The 23114-nt window shown below is 50.2% G+C and carries 18 protein-coding genes; 6 read left to right on the forward strand and 12 right to left on the reverse strand.

From position 1 onward, the window contains the following. Positions 1-12: 12 nt before the first annotated feature. Entirely contained in the window at positions 13-1053 is a 1041-nt protein-coding gene (locus tag ACN5NT_RS18075) for a glycosyltransferase family 4 protein (protein ID WP_419176362.1), read from the reverse strand. Then, on the reverse strand, positions 1007-1825 hold the full coding sequence (locus ACN5NT_RS18080) for a UDP-2,3-diacylglucosamine diphosphatase (RefSeq protein WP_419176363.1): 819 nt from the start codon (positions 1823-1825) through the stop codon (positions 1007-1009). The genes ACN5NT_RS18075 and ACN5NT_RS18080 overlap by 47 nt, the downstream gene beginning before the upstream one ends. A 162-nt stretch (positions 1826-1987) precedes the next feature. On the opposite strand from ACN5NT_RS18080, the gene ACN5NT_RS18085 reads away from it, so the two are divergent. The 6 genes from ACN5NT_RS18085 to ACN5NT_RS18110 all read left to right on the forward strand — a co-directional run bounded on the left by ACN5NT_RS18085 (position 1988) and on the right by ACN5NT_RS18110 (position 6674). After that, positions 1988-2497 carry a rhodanese-like domain-containing protein gene (locus ACN5NT_RS18085; protein WP_419176364.1) on the forward strand — a complete coding sequence of 170 codons (510 nt, stop codon included), beginning with the start codon at positions 1988-1990 and terminating at the stop codon, positions 2495-2497. Positions 2498-3186: 689 nt separating this feature from the next. Next, positions 3187-3762 (forward strand): rubrerythrin, encoded by a 576-nt coding sequence (gene rbr / locus ACN5NT_RS18090; protein ID WP_136799145.1) that lies wholly within the window; start codon positions 3187-3189, stop codon positions 3760-3762. Positions 3763-4042: 280 nt separating this feature from the next. Beyond that, a complete protein-coding gene (locus ACN5NT_RS18095) occupies positions 4043-4621 on the forward strand; it encodes a hypothetical protein (RefSeq protein ID WP_136799146.1) in 579 nt (192 codons plus the stop codon). Positions 4622-4708: 87 nt separating this feature from the next. Then, complete coding sequence (locus ACN5NT_RS18100) at positions 4709-5257, forward strand: lipocalin family protein (protein WP_419176465.1); 549 nt, start codon at positions 4709-4711, stop codon at positions 5255-5257. Next, positions 5257-5895, forward strand: coding sequence for a methyltransferase family protein (locus ACN5NT_RS18105; RefSeq protein ID WP_419176365.1), 639 nt, complete (start codon positions 5257-5259; stop codon positions 5893-5895). Before ACN5NT_RS18100 ends, ACN5NT_RS18105 begins: the two co-directional genes overlap by 1 nt. Beyond that, positions 5895-6674 (forward strand): FkbM family methyltransferase, encoded by a 780-nt coding sequence (locus ACN5NT_RS18110; protein WP_419176366.1) that lies wholly within the window; start codon positions 5895-5897, stop codon positions 6672-6674. Before ACN5NT_RS18105 ends, ACN5NT_RS18110 begins: the two co-directional genes overlap by 1 nt. Before the next feature lie 3 nt (positions 6675-6677). Here the strand turns inward: ACN5NT_RS18110 and ACN5NT_RS18115 are convergent, their stop codons facing one another. The 10 genes from ACN5NT_RS18115 to ACN5NT_RS18160 all read right to left on the reverse strand — a co-directional run bounded on the left by ACN5NT_RS18115 (position 6678) and on the right by ACN5NT_RS18160 (position 23113). Beyond that, positions 6678-7958 carry a (Fe-S)-binding protein gene (locus ACN5NT_RS18115; RefSeq protein ID WP_419176367.1) on the reverse strand — a complete coding sequence of 427 codons (1281 nt, stop codon included), beginning with the start codon at positions 7956-7958 and terminating at the stop codon, positions 6678-6680. A 48-nt stretch (positions 7959-8006) separates the two neighbouring features. Beyond that, the gene (glpB, locus tag ACN5NT_RS18120; protein WP_419176368.1) at positions 8007-9293 is read right to left on the reverse strand and encodes a glycerol-3-phosphate dehydrogenase subunit GlpB; all 1287 of its coding nucleotides are present in this window, start codon (positions 9291-9293) and stop codon (positions 8007-8009) included. Beyond that, positions 9290-10951, reverse strand: coding sequence for an anaerobic glycerol-3-phosphate dehydrogenase subunit A (gene glpA, locus ACN5NT_RS18125; protein ID WP_419176369.1), 1662 nt, complete (start codon positions 10949-10951; stop codon positions 9290-9292). Before glpA ends, glpB begins: the two co-directional genes overlap by 4 nt. Before the next feature lie 931 nt (positions 10952-11882). Continuing rightward, positions 11883-13487, reverse strand: a complete 1605-nt coding sequence (locus ACN5NT_RS18130; protein ID WP_419176370.1) for an L-lactate permease — start codon at positions 13485-13487, stop codon at positions 11883-11885. A 1367-nt stretch (positions 13488-14854) separates the two neighbouring features. Beyond that, positions 14855-15262 (reverse strand): hypothetical protein, encoded by a 408-nt coding sequence (locus ACN5NT_RS18135; protein WP_419176371.1) that lies wholly within the window; start codon positions 15260-15262, stop codon positions 14855-14857. 100 nt (positions 15263-15362) lie between these two features. Further along, entirely contained in the window at positions 15363-17054 is a 1692-nt protein-coding gene (locus ACN5NT_RS18140) for an L-lactate permease (protein ID WP_419176372.1), read from the reverse strand. A 1213-nt stretch (positions 17055-18267) separates the two neighbouring features. Continuing rightward, positions 18268-19752, reverse strand: coding sequence for a glycerol kinase GlpK (gene glpK, locus ACN5NT_RS18145; protein WP_419176373.1), 1485 nt, complete (start codon positions 19750-19752; stop codon positions 18268-18270). A 392-nt stretch (positions 19753-20144) separates the two neighbouring features. After that, a complete protein-coding gene (locus ACN5NT_RS18150) occupies positions 20145-21857 on the reverse strand; it encodes an ABC transporter substrate-binding protein (protein ID WP_419176374.1) in 1713 nt (570 codons plus the stop codon). A gap of 152 nt (positions 21858-22009) precedes the next feature. Continuing rightward, positions 22010-22291 carry a DUF2160 domain-containing protein gene (locus ACN5NT_RS18155; RefSeq protein ID WP_136799158.1) on the reverse strand — a complete coding sequence of 94 codons (282 nt, stop codon included), beginning with the start codon at positions 22289-22291 and terminating at the stop codon, positions 22010-22012. 15 nt (positions 22292-22306) lie between these two features. Then, entirely contained in the window at positions 22307-23113 is an 807-nt protein-coding gene (locus ACN5NT_RS18160) for a carbohydrate ABC transporter permease (protein ID WP_136799159.1), read from the reverse strand. Between the last annotated feature and the right edge of the window lies 1 nt (position 23114).

Genomic DNA, 23114 nt, shown 5'->3' on the forward strand with positions numbered 1-23114 from the left:
CTCTGCCAGGCATCAGGCGTTGGCTGCTGAAGCGTGATTCGAACTGCCAAATGGCTCGACTATTTCCAGGTTGTTGAAAAACTGTTCAGAGCATGCTTTCCACGAGTATTGTAACGCTGTATTTCTGCATGACTCCCTGGAAACCTCCATCGCTTTGTGCACTGCAATTTGCAGATCTTGATCAAGCCAGCCGTTCACACCATTTTTTACCACGTTGATCGGGCCGGTTACAGGATATGCCGCAACGGGCACACCGCAGCCGTTTGCCTCAAGCATTACGACTCCAAAGGTGTCAGTAAGGCTAGGGAAAACCATAACATCTGCGTTTGCGATATAGCCGGCCAGTTCTTTGCCTCGGCGATAACCGGCAAAGAGAGCCTCGGGGTATTTTCTCTCCAGCTCTTTTCGGGCAGGGCCGTCACCGACTATAACTTTGGTTCCGGGCAGGTCGAGTGAGAGAAATGCCTCAATGTTTTTTTCTACAGCGACCCTTCCTACATAGACCTGAACCGGTCCTTCTACCCCCAGGTCTATTCGGGTATCCGGTTGAAAGAGTTCGGTGTTGACCCCTCTGGACCATGGTGCCGTATTGGGAAAGTTGCGCTGGCTGAGTTCGTCCCTGAGTGCCAGGGTGGCGACCATCACCCGGGTAGCCTGTTTGTGAAATTTGCGAACCACCGTGTAGGACCAGGAGAGCGGGATAGGAAACCGCATTTTGATATATTCAGGGAACCTGGTGTGATATGAGGTCGTGTATGGAAATTTCTTTTTAAGACAGGCCGAACGTGCCGCCCAGCCCAGTGGTCCTTCCGTGGCAATATGAACCGCGTTTGGAGCAAACTCGGTCAGCAGTTTTTTCAGTTGACGCGTCCACGCCAGCGCCAGCCGTATTTCAGGGTACGAGGGGCAGGGAATAGACCGGAAAAGATGAGGATTAATAACTTTCACCCGGTGGCCCATATTCTCCAGATGCTTGACGGTCTGGGTCAGCGTGGTGACCACACCATTAATTTGGGGATGCCAGGCATCCGTCACTATAGCGATCTTGTTCATATTCTTCGTCGGTTGTCAGCTCTTTTACAGGATTCTGCTCAATCCATTGGATGATGCCAATGGTGCCATTGCTGTTTTCGGCCAGGGCGGTGCAACTTTCCACCCAGTCTCCTGAGTTGCTGTAGAGGAAATCACCCATCGCCTTGATTGACGCGTGGTGAATATGACCGCAGATAAGACCGTCCACCTGGTTTTTTTTGATTTCGCTTATCAGCACCTGTTCAAAATCACCAATGTAGTTGACAGCCTTTTTGCACTTATGTTTCAGCCAGGCGGAAATGGAAAAATAATCCTTGCCCCTGAAAGAGCGGTACGTGTTGACCCAGCGGTTGAGTATCAAAAGCGAATCGTAGAGGGTTGAGCCTATGTTGGCGAGCCATTCACTATTTTGCACTACACAGTCAAACTTATCGCCATGCAGCACGAGATAGCGCCTGCCGTCGACAGAGGTGTGCACAATTTCTTCGCAGATCTGTACACCATGAAAAGAAGTGCCGGTATAGCGACGGACGATATCGTCATGGTTACCGGGGAGGTAGTACACTTTGGTGCCATTTTGGGCCTTATTGATAATAAGGTTGACGATATGGTCATTAATTTCAGGCCAGTGCCAGTTGTTTCTGAGTTTCCACAGGTCGAAGATATCTCCAACAAGATAGAGATTGTCTGATTCGGTGCTTTTCAGAAACTCGTAGAGTTGGTTGCTTTTCAGGTTCCTGCCGCCTAGGTGGGTGTCGGAGATCCAGATACTCCTGAAGTGCAAATGCTGCATGTATACCTCGCATGTTGTATTGTTGTTGGCTGGAGAATAGGCTGGCAGTGTTACAGGTCAGTAAGATGATGATTAGAATTGCATTCGTTTGTTGCTCAGGCTGAAGTTTGTGACTTTCCAGCTTTAAGCATCGGTAGAGTGGCTCAGGGAGAGGTGCAGGAAATGAGATTTTTGCCAATCAAAGCGGTAACTGTATTTGTGTTATTGATGCTCTGCGGCTTTCGTTTTTCCCTTCTTTTTGGCGAGCTGAGTTGGGAGAAGATTGACGCTGTGTTAAGCGAGGATTTCCCTGATGTTAAGATTATGGAAATTGATGAGTTATCCAAGCGTCTGGCCAGGGGGGAAAATCTCTATTTGGTGGATGTAAGGAGTCGCGAGGAGTATCTGGTAAGCCATATTCCCGGGGCTGTGCTGGTAGAAGATTTTGCTGTAAACAGTCGTCTACCAGGGGTGGTCATTGTTGCTTATTGCTCGGTTGGATTGCGTTCTGCAGAGTATGTACGAAAACTGCAAAATGAAGGTGTCAAAAATGTCTACAACCTGCGAGGGTCTATTTTTATGTGGGCAAACAGGGGCCTGGCTCTTGATTCACCGAAAGGAACAGTTGACGAGGTACATCCGTTTAGTCCCAGGTGGGGAAAACTACTCGACAAAACACTGCACGCCCGCTAGCCTGACACATTGAAAGGTCAATTTGCTTTTTGGATCGAAATATTTTGAGAGGGGCCAAAAGGCAGGTCCATTGTCAACAAAGGTTTGCTTCTGCTGTGGGGGAATTTCCGCAACACTTTGATGTGGCGGTGATTTATATGGAAAGGGAGCAGGTTTATCTTGTTAATTCAATTTTTAGCTGAAAGATTACCCTGACTTTCAACAATCTGATGGAAGATGCTATCTGCAAGTGTATATATCCAGGAGCAGTGCCATAAACTATTATTGCTGTTCCCGCCAGTTGGTTGGAAGCTGCTGCCATATCACTTGGGGTCATGTCTTGATGGTTGCGTTCTATTTATGTGCTCGGTATATCTTTTTGGGGCTCAAAGTCTGTCGCGTGCATCCAGCAAATTAATTATATCTAACAATGTCAACGATTGGACTAGGGTACTACTGTTGGCCCTGGTAATGCTGGCTGGGTGAGTACAGCCCTGTTGCATGACATTTGGGGGTTGAAACAAAATTCAGCCTTTTTCTATAGTCGCTAACTAGTTGCTATAGGGCAAATGCTGAAGGGTCTGTGATTGCAGTGTCTCGAGCTCTTTCGTTTTTTAGTGTGGTGTATTCTTGTGCTTGTATGCTAATATGGCGAAAAATTTACTGCCTGATTACAACAGTAAAACCCTAAAAAAAAGAGGAAAGAGATCATGGCTAGTTTGAAAGGAACTCAGACCGAAAAGAATATACTTACCGCTTTCTGCGGCGAATCACAGGCTCGCAATCGCTACACCTACTATGCATCCCAGGCCAAAAAAGATGGATATGTACAGATTCAGTCCATCTTCGAAGAGACAGCCAACCAGGAAAAGGAGCACGCCAAACGCCTGTTCAAGTTGCTTGAAGGTGGGGATGTTGAGGTATCCGCTTCGTTTCCTGCAGGTGTTGTCGGTACTACCGCGGAGAATCTTAAAGAGGCGGCAACGGGGGAGAACCACGAGCATACTGTGATGTATCCGGAGTTTGCCGAGGTTGCCCGGGAGGAAGGGTTTGCCAATATCGCCGATATCTTTATGGCAATTGCCAATGCCGAGGCGCAGCATGAGAAGCGTTTCAAGGACCTGCTCGGCAACATCGAGAAAGGCTGTGTTTTCAAGCGTGATGAAAAAGTGGTTTGGAGATGCCGTAACTGCGGCTACCTGCACGACGACCATGAAGCTCCGGAGATTTGTCCGGCCTGTGCTCATGCCAAGGCCCATTTTGAGTTGCTCGGCGAAAACTGGTAGCTTAAGGCTTCTGTTTTTATAGCGTAAATTCTCTTTTCCCTGAATGATGATAAAAAATCAGAGCCTCCGGAGATGAGCAGATCTTCCGGGGGCCTTGTTTTTTCTACCTCAATTTGGTTTCACCTTTTTTTCGTACCTAATCAGGGTTGAAAAAAAGGAAGCGTCACTATTCTCTTTCAATTTCAAGTGATTACATTATTGGCATACCACAATGTGGGGGCGCATGGGGGAGAGCTGGTATACCAGGCGTGCTGGAGTTGCAGGAGAATGGGAGGACGTTATGGAAACAAATCGCAGAGATGTTACGATTCATGTACCGGATAAGGTGTATAGTGGTTATATCGACGTCCCTAACGAGACGCTTCGAACCATAGATATTTTTAACAGTACCAGTGGGTATTGGAAAGATCCCTCTGAAAAGGGGTTTGATGATGCATTATTGTTAAACAGTGCGACGGTGACCCTGGATAGCGATACCCCTTTGCTCGAACTGGACCGAATCCAGATCAGGCTGGCCGATATTCTGTTTTTTTTCGATGATGAACTGGGATGTGGAGACAGCAGTGAGAAAATCCGGGCAGAAGCTCTGAGCGCGAGAAATGGTGAGAAAATTTCAAAAGTTTATATCATTACGCATATGCAGGGGGATTCGTTTTTCTATATCTCCGGTCTCAGCCACGGTCGTTTCAGGAGTAAGACCAAGCATCGCTATATTCCACTGACCAACCCTACGATTACTGAAGTCCACAGGGCTGGCCAGGGCTGGAAACAGAAAAACATCCCGGTGCAGGGCGCATTTGTCGGTGTGAATACAGCTCATATCGAAGCATGCACGTTTTCAGGTGTCGGGAAGCATTGACGATTGGTGGCTTTGCTTTGAAGAAGTAAATTTGCCTGACCTTCAAAACAGGTTCAAGGAGGTGCGATGGGGGGGATTCATGACAGGTTGCGACTGTTACTTTGTTCGTTGTCTCTCACTGTTCTGACAGGTTGCGCCGGATTACCCAAGGGAATTGAGCCTGTTCAGGATTTTGAGCTGAACAGGTATCTTGGCAGGTGGTATGAGGTTGCCCGGCTGGATCACTCATTTGAACGGGGACTGACCAGGGTAATGACCGAGTACAGTATACGTGATGACGGGGGCGTCAAGGTTGTTAACAGGGGCTATCAGGCTGAGAGCGGAAGTTGGAAAGAAGCTGTGGGCAGGGCGTACTTTGTGCGCTCACCCCGGGAAGGTTACTTGAAGGTAAGCTTTTTCCGGCCATTTTACGGTACCTATGTGATTATGGAACTTGATCAAGGGTATGAGTATGCTCTGGTTTGCGGGGCGAACCGAAAATATCTCTGGATTCTGGCCAGAGATCCGGAACTGGATGAGGCGGTGGAGCAACGTCTGATCGCCAAGGCGAAAGAATTGGGGTTTGCTGTCGATAAACTGATATATCCGCAGGTAGGTGATCCCCGAACTTCAGCTGGAGCTCAAGTCGATTTGTAATGAAACCTGATTTCCTGTTCTATCTTGGAATTGCCTGGGCTGCCTGGTGTTGTATGCATAGCCTGCTGATTAACCGATCAGTCCAGGATAATACGGAGAAGTTTTTCGTAAGGATGGGCTTTTCCGGTTTCAGGTATCGCCTGTTCTATACCATTGCAGCCTGCCTGAGTTTGCTTCCCCTGGTCGTGCTGACAGTTATGGTTCGAGGTGAGGTGGTTCTGGTTTGGCGCGGTCTCTGGCATTTGCTGGAGCTTGGGTTGGCAATCGGTGCGCTCGGGCTCTTTTGGTGCGGATCCAGGCAATATAATCTCCATGACATGGTGTACGGTAGAAAGACGGCTGCCGGGAAAAGGGATGTGGTTGAATTTTCCAGGGACGGTGTGCATGGCGTGATACGTCATCCCTGGTACCTCGGATCTCTGCTTTTTTTGTGGTCCTGGCCGGTGTATCACGAGGCAACCATTCTCGCCGCGGTGATTCTCTCCTGTTATTTGCTGATCGGCGCCTTCATCGAGGAGAGGCGGCTGGTTGCGGAGTTTGGGGAAAAGTACCGACAATATCAACAGGAGGTTTCCATGCTGATTCCCTGGAAGTGGCTTTCGAAGAGAGTGTCACAAAAACTAAAAAGGCGCGATTGATGACACCATGGGAACGGCTTCAGGAAGCATGGTGCCGGGTGCGCGGCTGGTACCCTGCCCGGGTCGCAGGCCGACAGTTGCGATGCGATCCTGATCACATCAGCTTCTGGTCCAAGGTTGATAATGGCAGCTGGGAGCCGCAAACCTTTACGGTGCTCGATTCGATCCTGGCGCCAGGTGGGATCCATCTTGATGTCGGTGCCTGGATAGGGCCGACGGTGCTGCATGCGGCCCACTGTTCGAAAAAGGTATTTTGTTTCGAACCGGATAAAGTCGCCTATATGTACCTGCTCGCCAACCTGAAACTCAATAAGCTGGACAACGTTATCCCTTTTAATATGGCGGTTGCCGATAAAAGCAGCATAAGCCGGATGGCCAGCCCCCGTGGTAAGCGAGGGGACTCCATGACCAGCCTGCTCTACCCGGACGGCAAGGCAGGTATGGAGGTGGTGGTGATAGCCTGGCAGCAATGGCTGGAGCTCGTTGGACGCCCGGTTTTTACGAGCATAAAGATGGATGTAGAGGGAGGCGAGTTTACCCTTCTTCCTGCTATGAAGAGTTACCTGCAGCAACAGAAACCAGCACTGTATCTTTCACTGCACCCGCATCTGCTGCCCGCCGATAAACGACAACAGCAGATGACCGCAACGGTCGATCTGCTGAGTCCTCTTTACGAGCTGGTAGATTCCGGCTCAGGTGAGAGGCAGCCTGTGGGGAATCTCCTGACAGCAGAAAGAGTGGACCGTGGGGGCTCGTACCTTCTGCTGCCGGTTGCTTAAAGACTAAAGACCGATGTCAGCCAGGTCCGGCCCAAGATAGGTCCTTTCGTTTTCGCCAAGAATTCCCAAAGAGAGACAGATAAGGGTCCAGAAGTGGACCACGTTATACGCCCCGCCATAATGATGGCCGATGTCTTCCATCTGGGAGTGGCAGTTGTGGCAGGGGGTGAGTACGTAATCCGCCTGGGTAGCCATTATCTGGTCAAACTTCCGCTTGCCGTAGGTGCGTCGATGCTCGGTCATGCCAGCCTGCAGGAAGCCACCGCCACCGCCACAGCAGTAGTTTGCGCTACGGTTCGGCTGCATGTCGATAAAGTTCTCTTCACCGACCAGCTTTTTGGCGACAAAACGTAGATCATCGGCGATAGAGTCCCCGTAGGCTTTTCGCACGATCTGGCAGGGGTCCTGCACTGTAAACTTGATACTGTTGGTGTTCCAGTCTGCGTTGACCGGCAGTTTTCCTTCGCGTATCCATTTCGCGTAGTAGCTCACCAGACTCTCAACCCGGAAGTTGGCTTCCATGCCGAAGCGGTTCACCGCGTTCCACATGGTGTAATAGGAGTGTCCGCACTCGGTGTTGAGCCAGACCGCGCACTCTAACTCGTTGGTGGCATCGACGCGGGTTTTGATGACGTCGTACCATGCCTCTTCATCACCGGAAAACATACAGAAATTTTCCGCAGCCCAGCCTTTGGAGGCGTAGGTCCAGTCGGCTCCGACCAGGTGAAAGATTTTCCAGAGCGGCACCATCTCATCGGGTTCGCTCATCGGCTCCCTTGAGTTCTGGTTAACGAAAAAATGTGCTCCTTTTTTATCGATCGGGGCAACCATGTCTTTGAATTGGGGTTGCTGCTCGCGAACTTCCTCAAGTACGTCGTTGACTACGAAAACAAAATCATCAGGCGGCAGACCCATGGCGCTCGTGGAATCGGTTGAGCGGGTCAGCTCGCATGAACGCACGATGCCGTTCGGTTTTTTCTCTTTTGGCCAGTTGCCACGGGCGAGAAAAACCAGTTGGGAAATATCGATGTTCATCGGACAGACATGTTGGCACCTCTTGCACTGGGTACATGTCCAGACCCACGGGGTGGTGGAAAGCTCTTTGTTCATGCCGAGCATCGCCATGCGGATGAACTTGCGAGGGTCCATGTTCTCAATCCCCGAAGCCGGACAGCCGGATGAGCAGAGGCCGCAGGTAAGGCAGGCGTCAAAGCTGGCTCCCTCGGGCAGAAGTTCGATTGCCTTTTCCTTAAAATTTATAGTGGGTGTTATTGCATCAGACATATTCATTCCTTTGGCTGCGAAATGTATCGCTATAAGGCCTTACTCTACTCATGCTGCTTTGAGGAGTTTATGCGCTTCATTGACTGCTCTGTAGGCGGTTGCCAGGGCAACGCCTGCACCGCAACGGCCACGAATCCAATCTTGATGGGCAAGAATTACGCCGGCCGCAAAGAGCCGCTGGTCGATAACTTTCCCATCGGCATCGATAGGGTGGAACTGGTCATCCACTTCAATTCCTGAGAGATGAATGGAATGCCCGGCCTTGTCCAGGTAGTTGTGGCTGTACCAGTCGTCGCGGTTTTCCGGTTGGTTGACATGAAGTCCAAGCAGAGGCTCGGTGATACCATCATGGTGGGCCTGGAGACCACCGCTTAAAAAGCGACCGGTGGCCAGCAATACCGTCTTGGCAACTATGTCGATGGGACCGAAATTATCACGCAGCGAGAGTGTAATTCCATCCCGGCCGAATTCTACGTTGGTGACTTTCTGCTGGGGTACCAGTGTGAGCCCTTTTTCGGGAAATACCTGTTCGAACATTTCCCGCAGACGAATGCCTGGAACAGAGGGTGGCATAGTCGGAATTTCGAAGATCGGCACACCTATGAGTCTGGCAAGATCGGCCATGACCTGATCGGGTTTGTGCATGCCGAGTACCGCAGGCATGCCGATGACCTCACTGTCCCCGGCGACCTTTTTGATCTCTTCTGCCAGAGCCTCCCTATTGGCAGGCACTTCAAGAGCGCGGGCCATAACCTCAGCATAGATCTCGCCGTGCTCCATATTGGGAAAGGTGACCCGACGAGCCTTTAACAAAGGCCATTCCTTTTGCAGATTGGCGACGCACTGTCTGGCACTGAAACCGCGTAAGCCTTTGAAGTCAACTATAGTGCATTTGCTTTTAGCGGCAAAAGCCTCTACCCCAGCCTGCATTGTGGCCGGGACGCTGAAGGTCGGTTTGCTCGTTCCCGCAGGAGTCAGTGCCATCACATTGCGTTCCTGTGGTGTGCCGTATTTGATTCCGCAACTGCCTATAAAGGCGGTGAACTCGTCAAAGCCGGCGCGTATTTCCTCATCGGAAACCCTGCTCAAAGGGTGGCGCGGTTGACTTGACCGCAGGCTGGCAAGAGCATGCCAGGGGTCGTTGGAGAGCGGTGAGTTGCTATCAGCCTTACCCAGCAGATCGAGATAGCCCGTGGTATAAGCGATAGCACCGGTGTTCCCCGCAAGAGAAGTGGAGATGCCGCGGTTAATGGCAAAAATAGCGGCAGCCATACCGGTAAGGCCTGAGCCGATGACCGCAAACTCCGTGGTGAATAGTCGTTTATCCTCAATCATTTGGTTTTTCCTGTGCTGGTTGGGGCGATAGTGTTATCTGCCGCTGCATTCACATCTTCATCTAAGCAGTCAAGGCCCAGTAAGCCGCAGTGCAGGGCTTCCGCGAGTTCCATCTGGGCAGCCTGCTGGCCCCAGATCACTGTGCGCATACCTTTAAACCGTTCGCTGAAGAAGTCGCGCATGTGGTTCAGGCCAGTCTGGTCTGTGTAATACCCTCTGTCGTACAGATATGAACCTATGCGAATGCCGCAGAATGAACCCTGACACGGCCCTTTGCCCGCCCTTGATCGAAGGGCGATGGCTTCAAGGGTCATCTCTTTTTCAGCACCGGGAGCGCACTGCACAATCTGATCGATGGCAGACTGCGGCACCATCTCACACTCGCAGAGAATCATGTCATCGGGGTTATTGGCTTCATACCAGTATTTAGGGGAAGCACCGGGCTCTGTCCATTTGCATGAGGTGCCAGCCGGCATAGGGGTGACCCTGGTAAGGCAAGGGTTGGTATTGCCGAGTCGTTGCGCCACAAGGTCTGCGGTTTTTTCCGCCATCAGTCTGAAGGTGGTGAGTTTACCTCCAGTGATTGTGCAAAAATTCGAAAGATTCTGGTCTTCGTGATTTTTTAAGGAAAATGATCGGGTAACGCTTCGGTCATTGTTGTCATCACCTTCCTGTACCAAGGGGCGGACCCGGGCAAATGCCCTGATATAGCGGGCATTGCTCAATGCCGGAATCATGGCTGAGCCCTCGGCAACGTTTTTATTGACCTCGTCTATGGTCGGCCGGGAGTTTTCGGGAGTATCGGTTCGCAGGGAGGTGGTGCCAAGAACTGAAACAGTACCGCCGGGGACAAGAATATCACCATCAGCAGGTGGGCGAAGACGATTGATGACCCTTTTGGTTAAACGGTCATTGGTGATGAGCAGAGTTCCTTTGGAATAGAGAAGGCTTACATCATTGCATCCAGCCATTTTGGCAATGTTCATGGCCCAGGCACCGCCTGCGTTTACATATTGCTTGGCAACGATTTTCAGCAGCTCACCGCTATGGTAATTTTTACAGATTGCAGCCTTGATTGTTCCATTTTCTATTTCAAAGTCGACAACTCCGGTGTGAGAGTGGTAGACGGACCCGCCCAGTTCATGAGCGTGGTTGACATTTTCTAAAGCGAGGCGAAATGGATCGACAGTTGCATCTGGAACCTCGAACGCTTTTATGGTGTCTCCGGACAGGTGCGGCTCAAGCTGGAGAGCTTCGTCGACGGTCAGTTCCTTGCAGGTGATTCCAGCGGCTTTACAGAGTTCCGGAAATTTGGCGGCGTACTTTTCATCATCTCCGGCAACGGCAACAAAAAGGCCGCCGGTTTCTTCTACGCATTGGGGAGCGAGGCGTTTGAGGAGATCTGCCTCCTCGCGACATTCAATTGCAGAGTGGGGATCACTGAAAACATAGCGAGCGCCCGAATGCAGGAGGCCATGGTTACCACCGGATGCACCGGCGCAGAGATCTTGTTTATCAATGAGGTGGGACTGGATAGATCGCAGAGCAAGATCACGCATGATCCCCGTTCCGGTAGCACCACCGCCAATTATGAGCACTTCAGTTTCAACGGTCCGGGAAACTGAAAGAGGCTGGCATGCTCTCTCTGGTGAGTTCATTTTAGATGTCCTGTGAATTCAGTTAACGTGCTGGTTTTTTTATAGTTAATATGCGAAAGAGATGAAAACGTAAAACTGGTAATGAATGGTATCCTACATCTCCCCTTTTGCGCAATTATACAAGAGAATAGATAAAAAGCTTGTCGAAAATCTTCAGATGAAAAGAAATGGAGCGATAAGTGAAACCGCGAAAGGTTTAAAGCGAAAGTCCTTAAGGTCTGTATTATAGTTATATGAAAGTTGTTGTGCCAGGTCTTGCACAACATGGAGGGCAGGATGTTGGGAAGCTGGTTTTGGTGTCAGGTGGTGTGGAACAGGTGCCTTTTTTGACCATGAGATTTGAATAATTTTAAATCTTCCAACTAGCAAAATTGTATTGGGCTCTTTTTATGACAATTCTGATAGTCGCCAAATTTAACCTGGCAAGCCGGGCGAGACGCTGCTTACCACTAAGACTCAGCTTCAAGGCGTGGGGAGAAAGACGATAGGAGTATCAACTTAAAGCAAAGAAACACTTCTCCATAAGCCTATCGCTGAATTATTCCAGGGATTGGTCACCTGCTAATCGGTCGCGTCTCCCCTCTACGTCTATCACGTCACGTTTTCGAACTGAAAATTGGGGGGTAATCAGAATTATAAAAGAATCAGCTGCGATCACTGTTGTCGGGGGCGATCGAAGAAAGAGAATTCTGGTTGGAAGGATATGCATGACAGCAGGCCGGTATTGCCTTTGCTGAGCAATACAATGGCGAAGAGAAAATAGTGTCACTGCAGATTAGAAGCGGTGATTCAAGAGAGCGTGATTGGATGGAACTTTTAATCCGCCTGGGATTACAAGTGCTGATTCTGGAAAATATTAAAAAAAAAGGCAGCTTCAACGGGCGGAAGCTGCCTTTTTTCAAGGACTGATGTTGAACGGATTATTCAATCATTAAGCAAAGCCAAGGAAAGCGATGAAACCTGCTACGAAGCAGTAGAATAGAGCCGGCAGTAAGGTGAAACGAATTATCTGTCCTTCCTTTCCTACCATGCCAACAACAGAGGCGGCTGCAACAACATTGAGCACGCATATCATATTACCAGCATTGGCACCAATAGCCTGAAGGGCGAGTGTTGTGGTCTGGGAGAAGCCTACTGTGTCTGCGGTGGCGTATTGCAGATTGCCAAACATCATGTTGGAAAACGTCGCACTACCCGCAATAAAGGAGCCGAGGCAACCGACCAGCGGGGCGAAAATTGGCCAGAAACCTGAGAAGGTTGCGGCAGCGAGTTGACCAAGTTCGATCGGCATACTCGCAAGAGCAGCAGTGTTCACATCGGAGTGCAGGAAGATACGGACCATTGGTACTGATGCACCGAGCGCGATAATAGAAGGTCCGAGTGCCTTGATGGATGTCATCCAGGCGGTCTTGATCTTGCGTGGTTCCTTCTTGTGGAGAAACGCGGTGAGGATTACCACGAATACGAATATGGTGCCTGGCAGGTACAGGGTGTGTGCAGTTACTGAAACAGAGGTGGAGAGAATGTTATTCCAGCTGACCTGGGCAGCAACCATCCATGCTTTGAAAGGGAGAAAGTCAAGTCTGGTGAGAACCAGAAAACAAACCACGAGAATGTACGGAGTCCAGGCAAGCCAGAGAGGCATGGACTTTTCTTGACAACCTTCTTTGGCTTTCATGCTCTCTGCCTGGGAATCGTTTTCGAAAAGCCAGGTTGTCTTTGGCATGAGGACGCCTGATCGGGCAGCACTGATACAGATACCAAGAGCGATGAGTGCACCAAGTATAGAAGGGAATTCAGGTCCGAGAAAACGAGCGGTGAGATAGGCGGAACCGGTGAACGAAATACCGCCCAGTAAGGCGAATTTCCAGGCACCGAGGCCTTCGGTCCAGGACTTATTCTTACCGAAGAAGCGGGTAAGAATGGCAACCATAATCAATGGGATGAAGGTTGCTACCATTACATCGAGAGTAATGGTTTTAACAGTAACAGTCAGCAAGTCTGCCGAGGAAATCCCCTGTACACCCTGGCCAATACCCACGAGGATCGGTGTGCCAACGGCCCCGGTAGATACTGCGGCACTATCAGCAATAAGCGCCAGTACAACAGCGGCGAGTGCAGGGAAACCGAGTGCAACAAGGAGAGGAGCAACAATTGCGGCTGGAGTGCCGAAACCAGCTGCACCTTCAAGGAAAGACACGAATAACCAGCCGATAATGACGACCTGGATACGACGATCAGTTGTTATTTGAGAAAATCCATCTCGAATAACTGAAATTGCGCCACTTACCTTAAGGGTGTTCAAGAGGAGCAGGGCGCCGAAGACAATCCAAAGAATGGTTAGTGAGATGGCCCATCCCTGAAGAATCGAGGCGGCCACCTGAATGGGCGTTACCTTCCAGACAAAGACTGCCATTACTGCGGTAAGCAGCAGGCTGATGGGCATTGCCCGAGTCGCAGGAATGCGTAAAATAATGAGAAATAAGAATACTGCGATTACTGGAGTTAATGCAGCAAAGAGTTGAAGTAATGTCATAATTCTCCCCAATACCCTGAGATTGATGGTGTGTATGTTGCTTTCAACTGGTTATGAGCGACAGGAGTACCTTTGGGCCAATGTCGTATAAAACCGAGGAAAGGCATTTCGCATGATTCCCGATTTGCATTGGTATTGGATACGTTCCATCATCGACGGGAGTTGGAACGAGCCTGAATGCGCACGGCGGTTTTCATCAGTGACTTGTACAAGTCTGCTTAAAGTGTGGCCAGCAGTTGCGGGTGGGGGGTACAACTATGACGCAGTTTTGTCTTTTCTGGGTTTTTTCCAGTCACATTGATTCCGGAAGGGGAGAATTCATCTGGCAAGACCTACTCTCTCCCGGCGTGCAAACATGGTTTCTGTTACATTGAGCCGAAGCAAAACGTTACACCTCTGTGGCTTCGAAAGCCTAACGCGCCAATGCTCTCGAAAAATGCATTTTCACGATAATTAACGCCCTGTTGTAAGGTTGTTATGGTGGTGTTTGATGCGGTCTATCCTGGTTTGCTCCTGAGCATGCAGCTGTGATTAACATCAAATATTGCAATGTGCAAGCAGAAATGAATCGGTGGTCTGACTATGGGCTTTATGGCCTGTGTAATTTAAGGGGAACCATAAAGCTTATCCGGTGAGGTAAACTAAAAATATCACGAAGAAACTTACCTAAAGGGCCCTCCGGCTATTGCAGTAAAAAAAGAACGAAGAAAAAACCTTCCGCAAGACTGGTCAGACCAGGAAACCAGGGTTCACGTTCAAGTCTTAAGGTGGCAGGTTCGCGGCAGATGGCAATGGGAAACAGATGGTGGTGGTTGCGTGATATATTGATACGTAACTGCCCAGAATATAACACTAAATGAGGGGGATGCTTTGTGTGATGATGGGCAGTGGTCGAATGCGGTTCGCTTTGAAAAACAGTTTATGCCGGAAGGGATACTGTCTGGCAAAAGGGCTGTTTTGTGAGTGGGCTGATCTGTAAGTTGTGTGGAAGGGGTTGGATGAGAACTGGGTTACGGTACAGGTTGTGGTTTGAAGTGCATACGCGTACCAGACAGTGACGGGACTGGAGGCAGGCGGCGGGTGAAGCTGTGGGAGTACGGGAGATTGAGGCAAAAAGGAGTATAAACCCGGATGGCTGATCTGGCTTGCTGCAAGGTGAGGTTGTGCAAACAGGGACAACCCTGGGGTGCTCTGGTAGTTCAGGTTTCGAAGTTGCAGGTCAGGCAAAGAAAGATAGGTTTAGCACGACAGGGTAACGGGGGGAAACGGAAATGGCCCCTTTCCTGCTTGCTGAGGATAGGGGCCATTCTTGGGAAGTATCCCAAAGCTTGGGAAAAAAAGACTACTGGGCCAAGCTTTGGTTGTGGTTAAGCAGTGTATTTAACCAGTACGCAAAGAACTCCTACGGAAACCATTACAGCTGGTGTTTTGAAGATGAGGGAATAGTTCTTGAGCATCGCTTTACCAGGATTTGTTCGGTCGTATAGGACAGATACTTGGTCCCCGATTTCGGCGTGAATATTCTGCTCTCCGGTATCGAGCCTGGCGCTGTGCTGCCTGCCATTGTGGTCAGAGAAGACAACTTTTGGATTGTTCACTACCTGCACGCGTCCTGCGTAATCACCAAAGCCCACGAGCGCATTCTCGGATTGTTCAAAATCAACAACTTCTGCGAAGGTTGATGTAGAACGTTGTGTCAGATGAATTTTGAGCATTAATACAATTAAGCCTACGCTCAATAAAACTTCTGGTAAATGAATAATTGCTCTTTCCATGTCGGCCTCCCCTTGATTGCATTAAACCCCCGGATGAAAAAGGTTCAACCGGGGGGGGAATAGATGTTAATCCATCTTTAAAATGACCGTCGCTTGGCTATTAGCCCACAAGTGGGTCGGTGATACCGAGCATATAGATGGCGACCATGCCGATGGCGCCTGCTACAAATACGTAGTAGAGGGTCGGGATGATGGTCATACGCAGGGTTTTACCTTCCTGGCCAAGAAGACCAACAGTCGCAGAAGCGGCAACTACGTTGTGGATTGCGATCATGTTACCCGCAGCAGCACCAACAGCTTGAAGTGCAACCATCAGGCCGCCGGAGATGGTCAGTGCCTCAGCTACTTCAAACTGGAACTGGCTGAGCATCATGTTGGAAACGGTATTGGAGCCAGCGATAAAGGCACCAAGTGCACCAACACTGGAAGCGAACATCGGGTAGATGGAACCGAATGCATCAGCTACGAAGGTAGCCATGGCAACTGGCATGGATGCGAGTTCTGCACCGTTTACGCCAGAGTTGATCAGGATACGTACCATCGGGATGGTGAACATCAGAACAAAACCGGCAGAAACCAGGGTCTTACCAGCGTCAGCAGCAGCGCTTACCAACTGGGCAGGCTTCATTCTATGCAGGAACATGGTAAGGAAACATACGAAGAGCATGATTCCACCTGGCAGGTAAAGTGGCTGAATTGCAGCACTTACACCAGCCTCACCAAGAATATTCTTCATGCCGAAGGAAAGGCTGGTGGTAAAGCCTTTCAGCTCTGGGGATACACGGGTGAGAACCAGGATTGCAGCAACGAGCAGGTATGGGGCCCATGCCATTGGCAGGGAGATTTTTCTCTCATCAGCTGAAGGTGCTTTCGGAGTGATGGTGCCGAACCAGCCTTTTGGCCATTCGCTCTGTTCTGGGAAATCCCAGGTGGTCTTAGGCATGAGGAAACCGGCCTTGGCAGCAGGCACCACGATAGCCATACCAACCAGAGCACCGATCAGGGATGGGAATTCAGGTCCAAGGAATATACCGGTAAGTGCGTATGGAATGGTGAAAGCAAGACCTGCAAAAATTGCAAATGGAGCAACGGAAAGTCCTTCAGACCAGCTCTTGTTTTTACCGAAGAAGCGGCAAAGCATAACTACCATGAACAGCGGCATCAGGGTGCCGATGATGGCATGGATGATGGCTACTTCAGAGGTAATGAGCATGTAGAATGCATCCCAGCTGGAACCGGCAGCGGTAAGATCTGCGCTGATTCCGGTAAAGTCGAGACCATTTTTGACACCGATTACAATCGGGGTACCAACAGCACCGAAAGAAACCGGGGTGGACTGGATCATCATACCGATCATGACCGCGCCCAGTGCAGGGAAGCCGATGGCAACCAGCAGCGGTGCGGCGATAGCAGCAGGAGTACCAAAACCAGACGCGCCCTCAATGAAACAACCGAACAGCCATGCAATGATGATAGCCTGGATACGACGGTCAGGGCTGATGTCGGTAAAGCCTGCGCGAATTGAGGTGATTGCTCCGGAATTCTGGAGGGTGTTCAGCAGCATGATAGCGCCGAAAATAATCCAGAGAACCGATACCGTAATGATTGCGCCCTGGATGGTAGAGGCGAGGACACGGTTCATTCCCATATCCCAGACAAAGAGTCCGATAGCTGAAGCAACGAGAAAACAAATAGGCATTGCGCGTCTTGCCGGCCAGTTAAGACCTACAAGGAGTATAGCGGCAACGAAAATAGGCATCGCAGCCAGAAGGGCCAAAATGGATGTTGACATAACTTCCTCATTCTAAGAAAAATGATTGTTCCGCAAAATTAGTGGTGTTTCTTCCACTGATTTCGATACAGACAGCCTGACTATCCTGAAAGGTCTGCACAAACATCGTCAAAATCAATTACTCATTTGTGGCGCTAGGTAATCAATAGCATTCCCAGGCGGGGGACCATGGTAAAGCTTTTGATCAACAGGAACCACTGACCGTTTGAGTTGCTGGTTTCCGATATTGTTCCTTCAGGCAGGCTGAGCTGCGCTTTCAGTTCCTCCGAAAAACAACTTCGTGGCAACTTATCGCTCTGGCAAACGATGCATTGCAAAACTGATCGTGCAGTACACGTCTGGTGATTTGTAGACCTGGTTTCAGGAAGGTTGTCGAAGAGTCTGGTTTCTCATCCGGAACCACGGTTTCCTGGTCTGACCACAAATACCTAACGGGTGGGTAGTAATGCATAATCAACATTCGGAGGAACATTATTCTATCCGTATAAAGCTTGTCAAGTAGAAATAAATAGGCTGAAAGCTAGATAAATCAAGGATAAGAGTATATTTTGTCAGGACTCTGTGGCTAACAGCTTGTAGTAAAGTCAAAAAATATCAAAAGGTATTAAATGAAGACCAGGGGTAAAAAAAAATACCACGCCGTGGTTGGGCGAGTAAGGTTGGTTGGGTCGAAGGCATGGTGTTAACCGTTTGCCTTTGATCCTAAGATCCTGATAAGGCATTAAAAGATCTGATGTTGGCGTCGTTTGGCAACTGAAGAACTGAATCAGCTTAGTAGATTGGTTCATTGCGTGGCCCGTTGCAGGAATGCAGTGATGCATTATAAACCATAATAAAAACAAGTATATATGACTTTCAATCGTTTTGGTTGCAGTTGGAAGCTGGTCGCGTCTGAAAGTTAGAATGTTCGGAAGGGCGAGATGGTTGGCAGAATCTATTGGATTGTAATAAAAATCAGGAGGTAAATGCGGGTTATTGCCGTGTTGGTACATTCTGGATAAAAGGCAGTGGCGGTAATGGCAGAATGGGGTCTGTTGACTGTTTGATTCCGGTCTTTCGGGAAGTGAGCGAGGGAAGATTTGAAGTCTTTTGTCACGGGAAGCTGCCAGGTAGTGTGTATAATCAATGGATTAGCACAATCCTGGCAGTTTCTCTTTTTTTGTGAACCCTGGTTTCCGGGGAGGGGCAAGTCCTCATGCTTCCTTAACAACCCCTAGGTCAACGTCCTGCGTACAGCATCCTTCCAGCCTTTGTATTTTCTGGCCCTGATTTCATCATCCAGAGCCGGGGCAAAACGGCACTGGCGTTTCCATCTCTCAGCGAACTCTTCAGGGGGGGGGAATATGCCTTCGTGGAGGCCGGCAAGGTAGGCTGCGCCAACCGCTGTTGTCTCAAGAATTGCAGGTCTGTCTACTGGTGCATCAAGGATGTCAGCCAGAAACTGCATGGTCCAGTTTGAGGCCACCATGCCGCCATCAACACGCATTATAGTGTCTCCTAAATCTGCACAGTCGCCGGCCATTGCTTCAAGCAGGTCGCGGGTCTGGTAGCAGACAGACTCAAGAGCAGCGCGAGAGAGCTCTGCAGGGCCGGTAGCGCGGGTGATACCGAAAATAGCACCCCGGGCTTCAGGATCCCAATGCGGGGCTCCAAGGCCGGTAAACGCAGGGACCAGATAGACATCCTGATTGATATCAGCCTTGCGGGCGAGTTTACCTGTTTCGTTGGCCGCTTCGATAAGGCCCATGGCATCTCGCATCCATTGCACGGCCGCGCCGGCGACAAAAATCGAGCCTTCAAGGGCGTAGGTGGTTTTGCCATTCAACCGGTAGCCGATAGTGGTGAGCAGGCGATTTTTTGATTGAACTGCAATATCACCTGTGTTCAGAACAATGAAGCTACCTGTGCCATAGGTTGATTTGATCATACCAGGTTCAAAACATGCCTGGCCGACCAGGGCAGCCTGCTGGTCACCTGCGATACCGCGAATGGGTATCGCCGCACCGAACAGGTTCACATCGGTTTCACCAAAATTGTCTGAAGAATCTTTAACTTCCGGCAGCAGGGAGGCGGGGATGTTGAGCAACTCGAGCAAATCGTCATCCCAGCGGTTTTCATGGATATTGTATACCATGGTGCGCGAGGCGTTGGTGGCGTCAGTGGCATGGACTTTACCACCCGTGAGTCTCCACAGCAGGAAGGTGTCGACAGTGCCGAAGGCGAGTTTGCCAGCCTCTGCCTTTTCCCTGGCTCCTTCGACATTGTCCAGCAGCCAGCTGATTTTAGTGCCGGAGAAATAGGCGTCGAGCAAAAGGCCTGTCTTGGCGGTAATCATCGGATTGTGGCCGCCCTGGGAGAGGGTGTTGCAGTAGTCTGCTGTGCGGCGGTCCTGCCAGACGATGGCTTTGTGAATGGGTTCGCCTGTTTCACGATCCCAGATCAGGGTGGTTTCACGCTGATTGGTGATGCCGATTGCGGCAATCTGCTCAGCGTTCAGGCCAGCTTCTGAGAGTGCCTGCCGGCAGGTGGCGAGGGTTGAGTTCCAGAGATCTTCAGGAGCGTGTTCCACCCAACCAGATTTGGGGAAATACTGTTTAAACTCCTGCTGGGCCACAGAAACAATATCAAAATTCTCATTAAAGATAATTGCTCTGCTGGATGTCGTTCCCTGGTCAATTGCCAGGATGTACTTGGTCATGGTCTTCTCCTTGATCAGGATCGGTTGTGCGATTGAGGCCGGGCTAATAATTTACTAAAAGAACATGGGAATAATAATGTGGCTTATAAGCTTACGGGACAAAGCCCTTGCTGCTCATCCGTTCATTTATTCATCGAAAATCATTCAGGTACTGTCAAGGCAAGCGGCTTTCCCCGTTTTCCTGATGATTCCTTCTTCTGAGACAAAGTGGCCTGATGGCTCGACTCCGACAGGCTACACAAAAACGTAGTAATAATCTGCTGAGATAGAGGTTAAGCGACTTGCGTCTTCTCTAGATAAAAAAACAGGCTGGAGATTGTCAAGTCTCCAGCCTGTTGTGAGGTCAATCAGTCTGCATCCGGCCAGAGTATGGCACAGCTGTCAGCTTTTGACTATTTCTTCGCTGCCTGCCAGCTTTTTACGAGCTCATCGTAATCGATGGTCATGCCCTGCGGCTTCTCGTTATCCAGCTTTGGCTTTGGAGAGCCTGGCTGATTAAGCCAGAAAGAAGGATCTTTTTTCTCGTTCAGCTTCGGACCGCATTCGCCCTGGATACCGGCACGCTCCAGACGCATCATCACTTTATCCTGCTGCGCGGCCAGAGAATCCATAGCCTCCTGTGGGGTCTTGTCGCCGGTTACTGCATCGGCTACGTTCTGCCACCAGAGTTGGGCCAGTTTCGGATAGTCAGGTACGTTGGTACCGGTCGGAGTCCATTGAACGCGCGCAGGACTGCGGTAGAATTCTACCAGACCACCAAGCTTTGGAGCACGCTCGGTGAAAGACTCATCCCAGATATCGGATTCACGAATCGGGGTAAGACCAACATGGGTCTTCTTGAGACTTACGGTTTTAGAGATTACGAACTGCGAGTAGAGCCATGCAGCTTTACGGCGATCAACCGGGGTAGACTTCATCAGGGTCCAGGAACCAGCATCCTGATAACCGAGTTTCATGCCCTCGGTCCAGTATGGGCCATGTGGGGACGGAGCCATACGCCATTTAGGATTGTCGTTTTCGTCAACAACCGGGGTGCCGGGCTTGGCCATATCGGCGGTGAAGGCGGTATACCAGAAGATCTGCTGAGCGATAGCGCCCTGGGCCGGAACGGGACCAGCCTCGGAGAAGGTCATGCCTGCTGCTTCAGGTGGCGCGTATTTCTTCAGCCAGTCAATGTACTTAGTGAGAGCATATACTGCTGCGGGGCCGTTGGTGGCACCGCCACGCTCAACAGAAGAACCGACAGGGGAACAACCTTCTACGCGGATGCCCCATTCGTCAACAGGCAGACCGTTGGGAATCCCTGCGTCACCGGCGCCGGCCATGGAGAGCCATGCATCGGTAAAACGCCAGCCGAGTGAAGGATCTTTTTTACCGTAATCCATGTGGCCGTAAACGCGCTGTCCGTCGATCTCTTTAACTTTTTCAGAGAAGAATTCGGCGATATCGGCGTAAGCGGACCAGTTTACAGGTACACCGAGGTCGTATCCGTAAATATCTTTGAACTTTTTCTGCAGATCAGGACGCTTGAACCAGTCGTAGCGGAACCAGTAGAGGTTCGCGAACTGCTGATCAGGAATCTGGTAAAGTTTGCCATCAGGACCGGTGGTGAATGATATGCCGATGAAGTCATCGAGATCAAGTCCCGGGTTTGTTACGTCCTTGCCTTCACCTTCCATCCAGTCGGTGAGTGGCACAACCTGCTGGTAGCGGAAGTGGGTACCGATCAGGTCGGAGTCGTTGATAAAGGCATCGTAAATGTTTTTGCCTGACTGCATCTGGGTCTGCAGTTTCTCAATAACATCACCCTCACCGATCAGGTCATGGGTTACCTTGATACCGGTGATCTCGGTAAATGCCTTGGCCAGAGTTTTAGATTCGTACTCATGGGTGGTGATAGTTTCGGAAACAACGTTAATTTCCATACCCTTGAATGGTTCAGCTGCCTTGATGAACCATTCCATCTCACTCATCTGCTCTTCTTGCGAAAGAGTAGATGGCTGGAATTCACCCTCGACCCACTTTTTAGCCGAATCCATGTCGGCTGAAGCGGGCCCTGCCATGAGAGCCAATACCGCTGCTGCTGTCGCAAGCTTTTTGATCATTTCTTTTCTCCTCAGTTGTTTTGCGAGTAAGCTGCCGTGTCTATTCGAAACGGCAGAACAAAAACAGCTATCTCCAACCTGCAGCCAGCGTGCTTAATTACGACGGTTGCAGGATTGAAAGTGATTACAACTCAAAGCGATACAGCAAAAAATTAGACAAAGGTAAAGACAAACAGCGCAAAAACTACTGCGATTGCCAATGCCCACCATAGACTCAGGCTGGTAAACGCCAGCCAGAGTATGTTGATGTAAGCTGACCCAAGCAGCGAAATGAAAAGCCTGTCGCCGCGGGTGGTTTCAAAGCGCAAAAGCCCTTTGCGCGGGGCTCCGCCGGGCACGAGCAATTCCCAGACGGTGAGCGTGACCAGAAAGCACGCTATAATGATAAAGAATATTGCCGTGGGTTTGGTCCAGGCCATCCAGCTAAGATCCATGGCGATGCCTCCTTCTTAAACTCGTCCAAGAGCAAAGCCCTTGGCAATGTGGTTGCGGACAAACCAGATAACCAGCGCACCGGGTACGATGGTTAGAACACCAGCCGCTGCCAGTACTCCCCAGTCGAGACCTGAGGCGGAAACTGTTCTGGTCATGATGGCCGAAATTGGCTTGGCGTTTACCGAGGTGAGAGTTCGTGCCAGGAGCAGCTCAACCCAGGAAAACATGAAGCAGAAGAAGGCGGTAACACCGATGCCGGAGGCAATATTCGGGATGAATATCTTGACGAAAAAGCGGGGCCAGGAATAGCCGTCGATAAAGGCTGTTTCATCGACTTCCTTGGGCACGCCTGACATGAAACCTTCGAGAATCCAGACAGCGAGCGGCAGGTTGAACAGACAGTGGGCCAACGCTACTGCAAGGTGGGTATCGAAGAGGCCTACGGACGAATAGAGCTGGAAGAACGGCAGCGCGAAAACGGCGGGCGGTGCCATTCTGTTGGTCAGCAACCAGAAAAAAAGGTGCTTGTCACCCACGAAACTGTAGCGGGAGAAGGCGTAGGCGGCAGGCAACGCGAAACTGACCGAGATGACCACGTTGATGGAAACGTAGATCATGGAATTGATATAGCCGGAGTACCAGCTGGGATCGTTGAAAATGACCCGGTAGTTGTCAAGGGTGAGGTCTTTGGGCCAGAGACTGAACACTGAAAGAATTTCGGTATTGGTCTTCAGGCTCATGTTTATAAGCCAGTAAATCGGCAGCAGTAAAAAAATGATATATACAGTTGGAACTATCCATTTTAAGCGTCTTTTACGCATC

It is taken from the genome of Desulfosediminicola sp. (assembly GCF_048381775.1).
GTDB classification, from domain to species: Bacteria; Desulfobacterota; Desulfobulbia; order Desulfobulbales; family Desulfocapsaceae; genus Desulfopila; species Desulfopila ganghwensis.

What these genes read in the sequence shown, in the direction of transcription:
- ACN5NT_RS18085 (WP_419176364.1), top strand. Translation starts at nt 1,988, where the DNA reads ATGAGATTTTTGCCAATCAAAGCGGTAACTGTATTTGTGTTATTGATG.
- ACN5NT_RS18135 (WP_419176371.1), bottom strand. Translation starts at nt 15,262, where the DNA reads ATGGAAAGAGCAATTATTCATTTACCAGAAGTTTTATTGAGCGTAGGC.
- rbr (WP_136799145.1), top strand. Translation starts at nt 3,187, where the DNA reads ATGGCTAGTTTGAAAGGAACTCAGACCGAAAAGAATATACTTACCGCT.
- glpK (WP_419176373.1), bottom strand. Translation starts at nt 19,752, where the DNA reads ATGACCAAGTACATCCTGGCAATTGACCAGGGAACGACATCCAGCAGA.
- ACN5NT_RS18150 (WP_419176374.1), bottom strand. Translation starts at nt 21,857, where the DNA reads ATGATCAAAAAGCTTGCGACAGCAGCAGCGGTATTGGCTCTCATGGCA.
- ACN5NT_RS18110 (WP_419176366.1), top strand. Translation starts at nt 5,895, where the DNA reads ATGACACCATGGGAACGGCTTCAGGAAGCATGGTGCCGGGTGCGCGGC.
- ACN5NT_RS18095 (WP_136799146.1), top strand. Translation starts at nt 4,043, where the DNA reads ATGGAAACAAATCGCAGAGATGTTACGATTCATGTACCGGATAAGGTG.
- ACN5NT_RS18080 (WP_419176363.1), bottom strand. Translation starts at nt 1,825, where the DNA reads ATGCAGCATTTGCACTTCAGGAGTATCTGGATCTCCGACACCCACCTA.
- ACN5NT_RS18075 (WP_419176362.1), bottom strand. Translation starts at nt 1,053, where the DNA reads ATGAACAAGATCGCTATAGTGACGGATGCCTGGCATCCCCAAATTAAT.
- glpB (WP_419176368.1), bottom strand. Translation starts at nt 9,293, where the DNA reads ATGATTGAGGATAAACGACTATTCACCACGGAGTTTGCGGTCATCGGC.
- ACN5NT_RS18105 (WP_419176365.1), top strand. Translation starts at nt 5,257, where the DNA reads ATGAAACCTGATTTCCTGTTCTATCTTGGAATTGCCTGGGCTGCCTGG.
- ACN5NT_RS18155 (WP_136799158.1), bottom strand. Translation starts at nt 22,291, where the DNA reads ATGGATCTTAGCTGGATGGCCTGGACCAAACCCACGGCAATATTCTTT.
- glpA (WP_419176369.1), bottom strand. Translation starts at nt 10,951, where the DNA reads ATGAACTCACCAGAGAGAGCATGCCAGCCTCTTTCAGTTTCCCGGACC.
- ACN5NT_RS18160 (WP_136799159.1), bottom strand. Translation starts at nt 23,113, where the DNA reads ATGCGTAAAAGACGCTTAAAATGGATAGTTCCAACTGTATATATCATT.
- ACN5NT_RS18140 (WP_419176372.1), bottom strand. Translation starts at nt 17,054, where the DNA reads ATGTCAACATCCATTTTGGCCCTTCTGGCTGCGATGCCTATTTTCGTT.
- ACN5NT_RS18130 (WP_419176370.1), bottom strand. Translation starts at nt 13,487, where the DNA reads ATGACATTACTTCAACTCTTTGCTGCATTAACTCCAGTAATCGCAGTA.
- ACN5NT_RS18115 (WP_419176367.1), bottom strand. Translation starts at nt 7,958, where the DNA reads ATGTCTGATGCAATAACACCCACTATAAATTTTAAGGAAAAGGCAATC.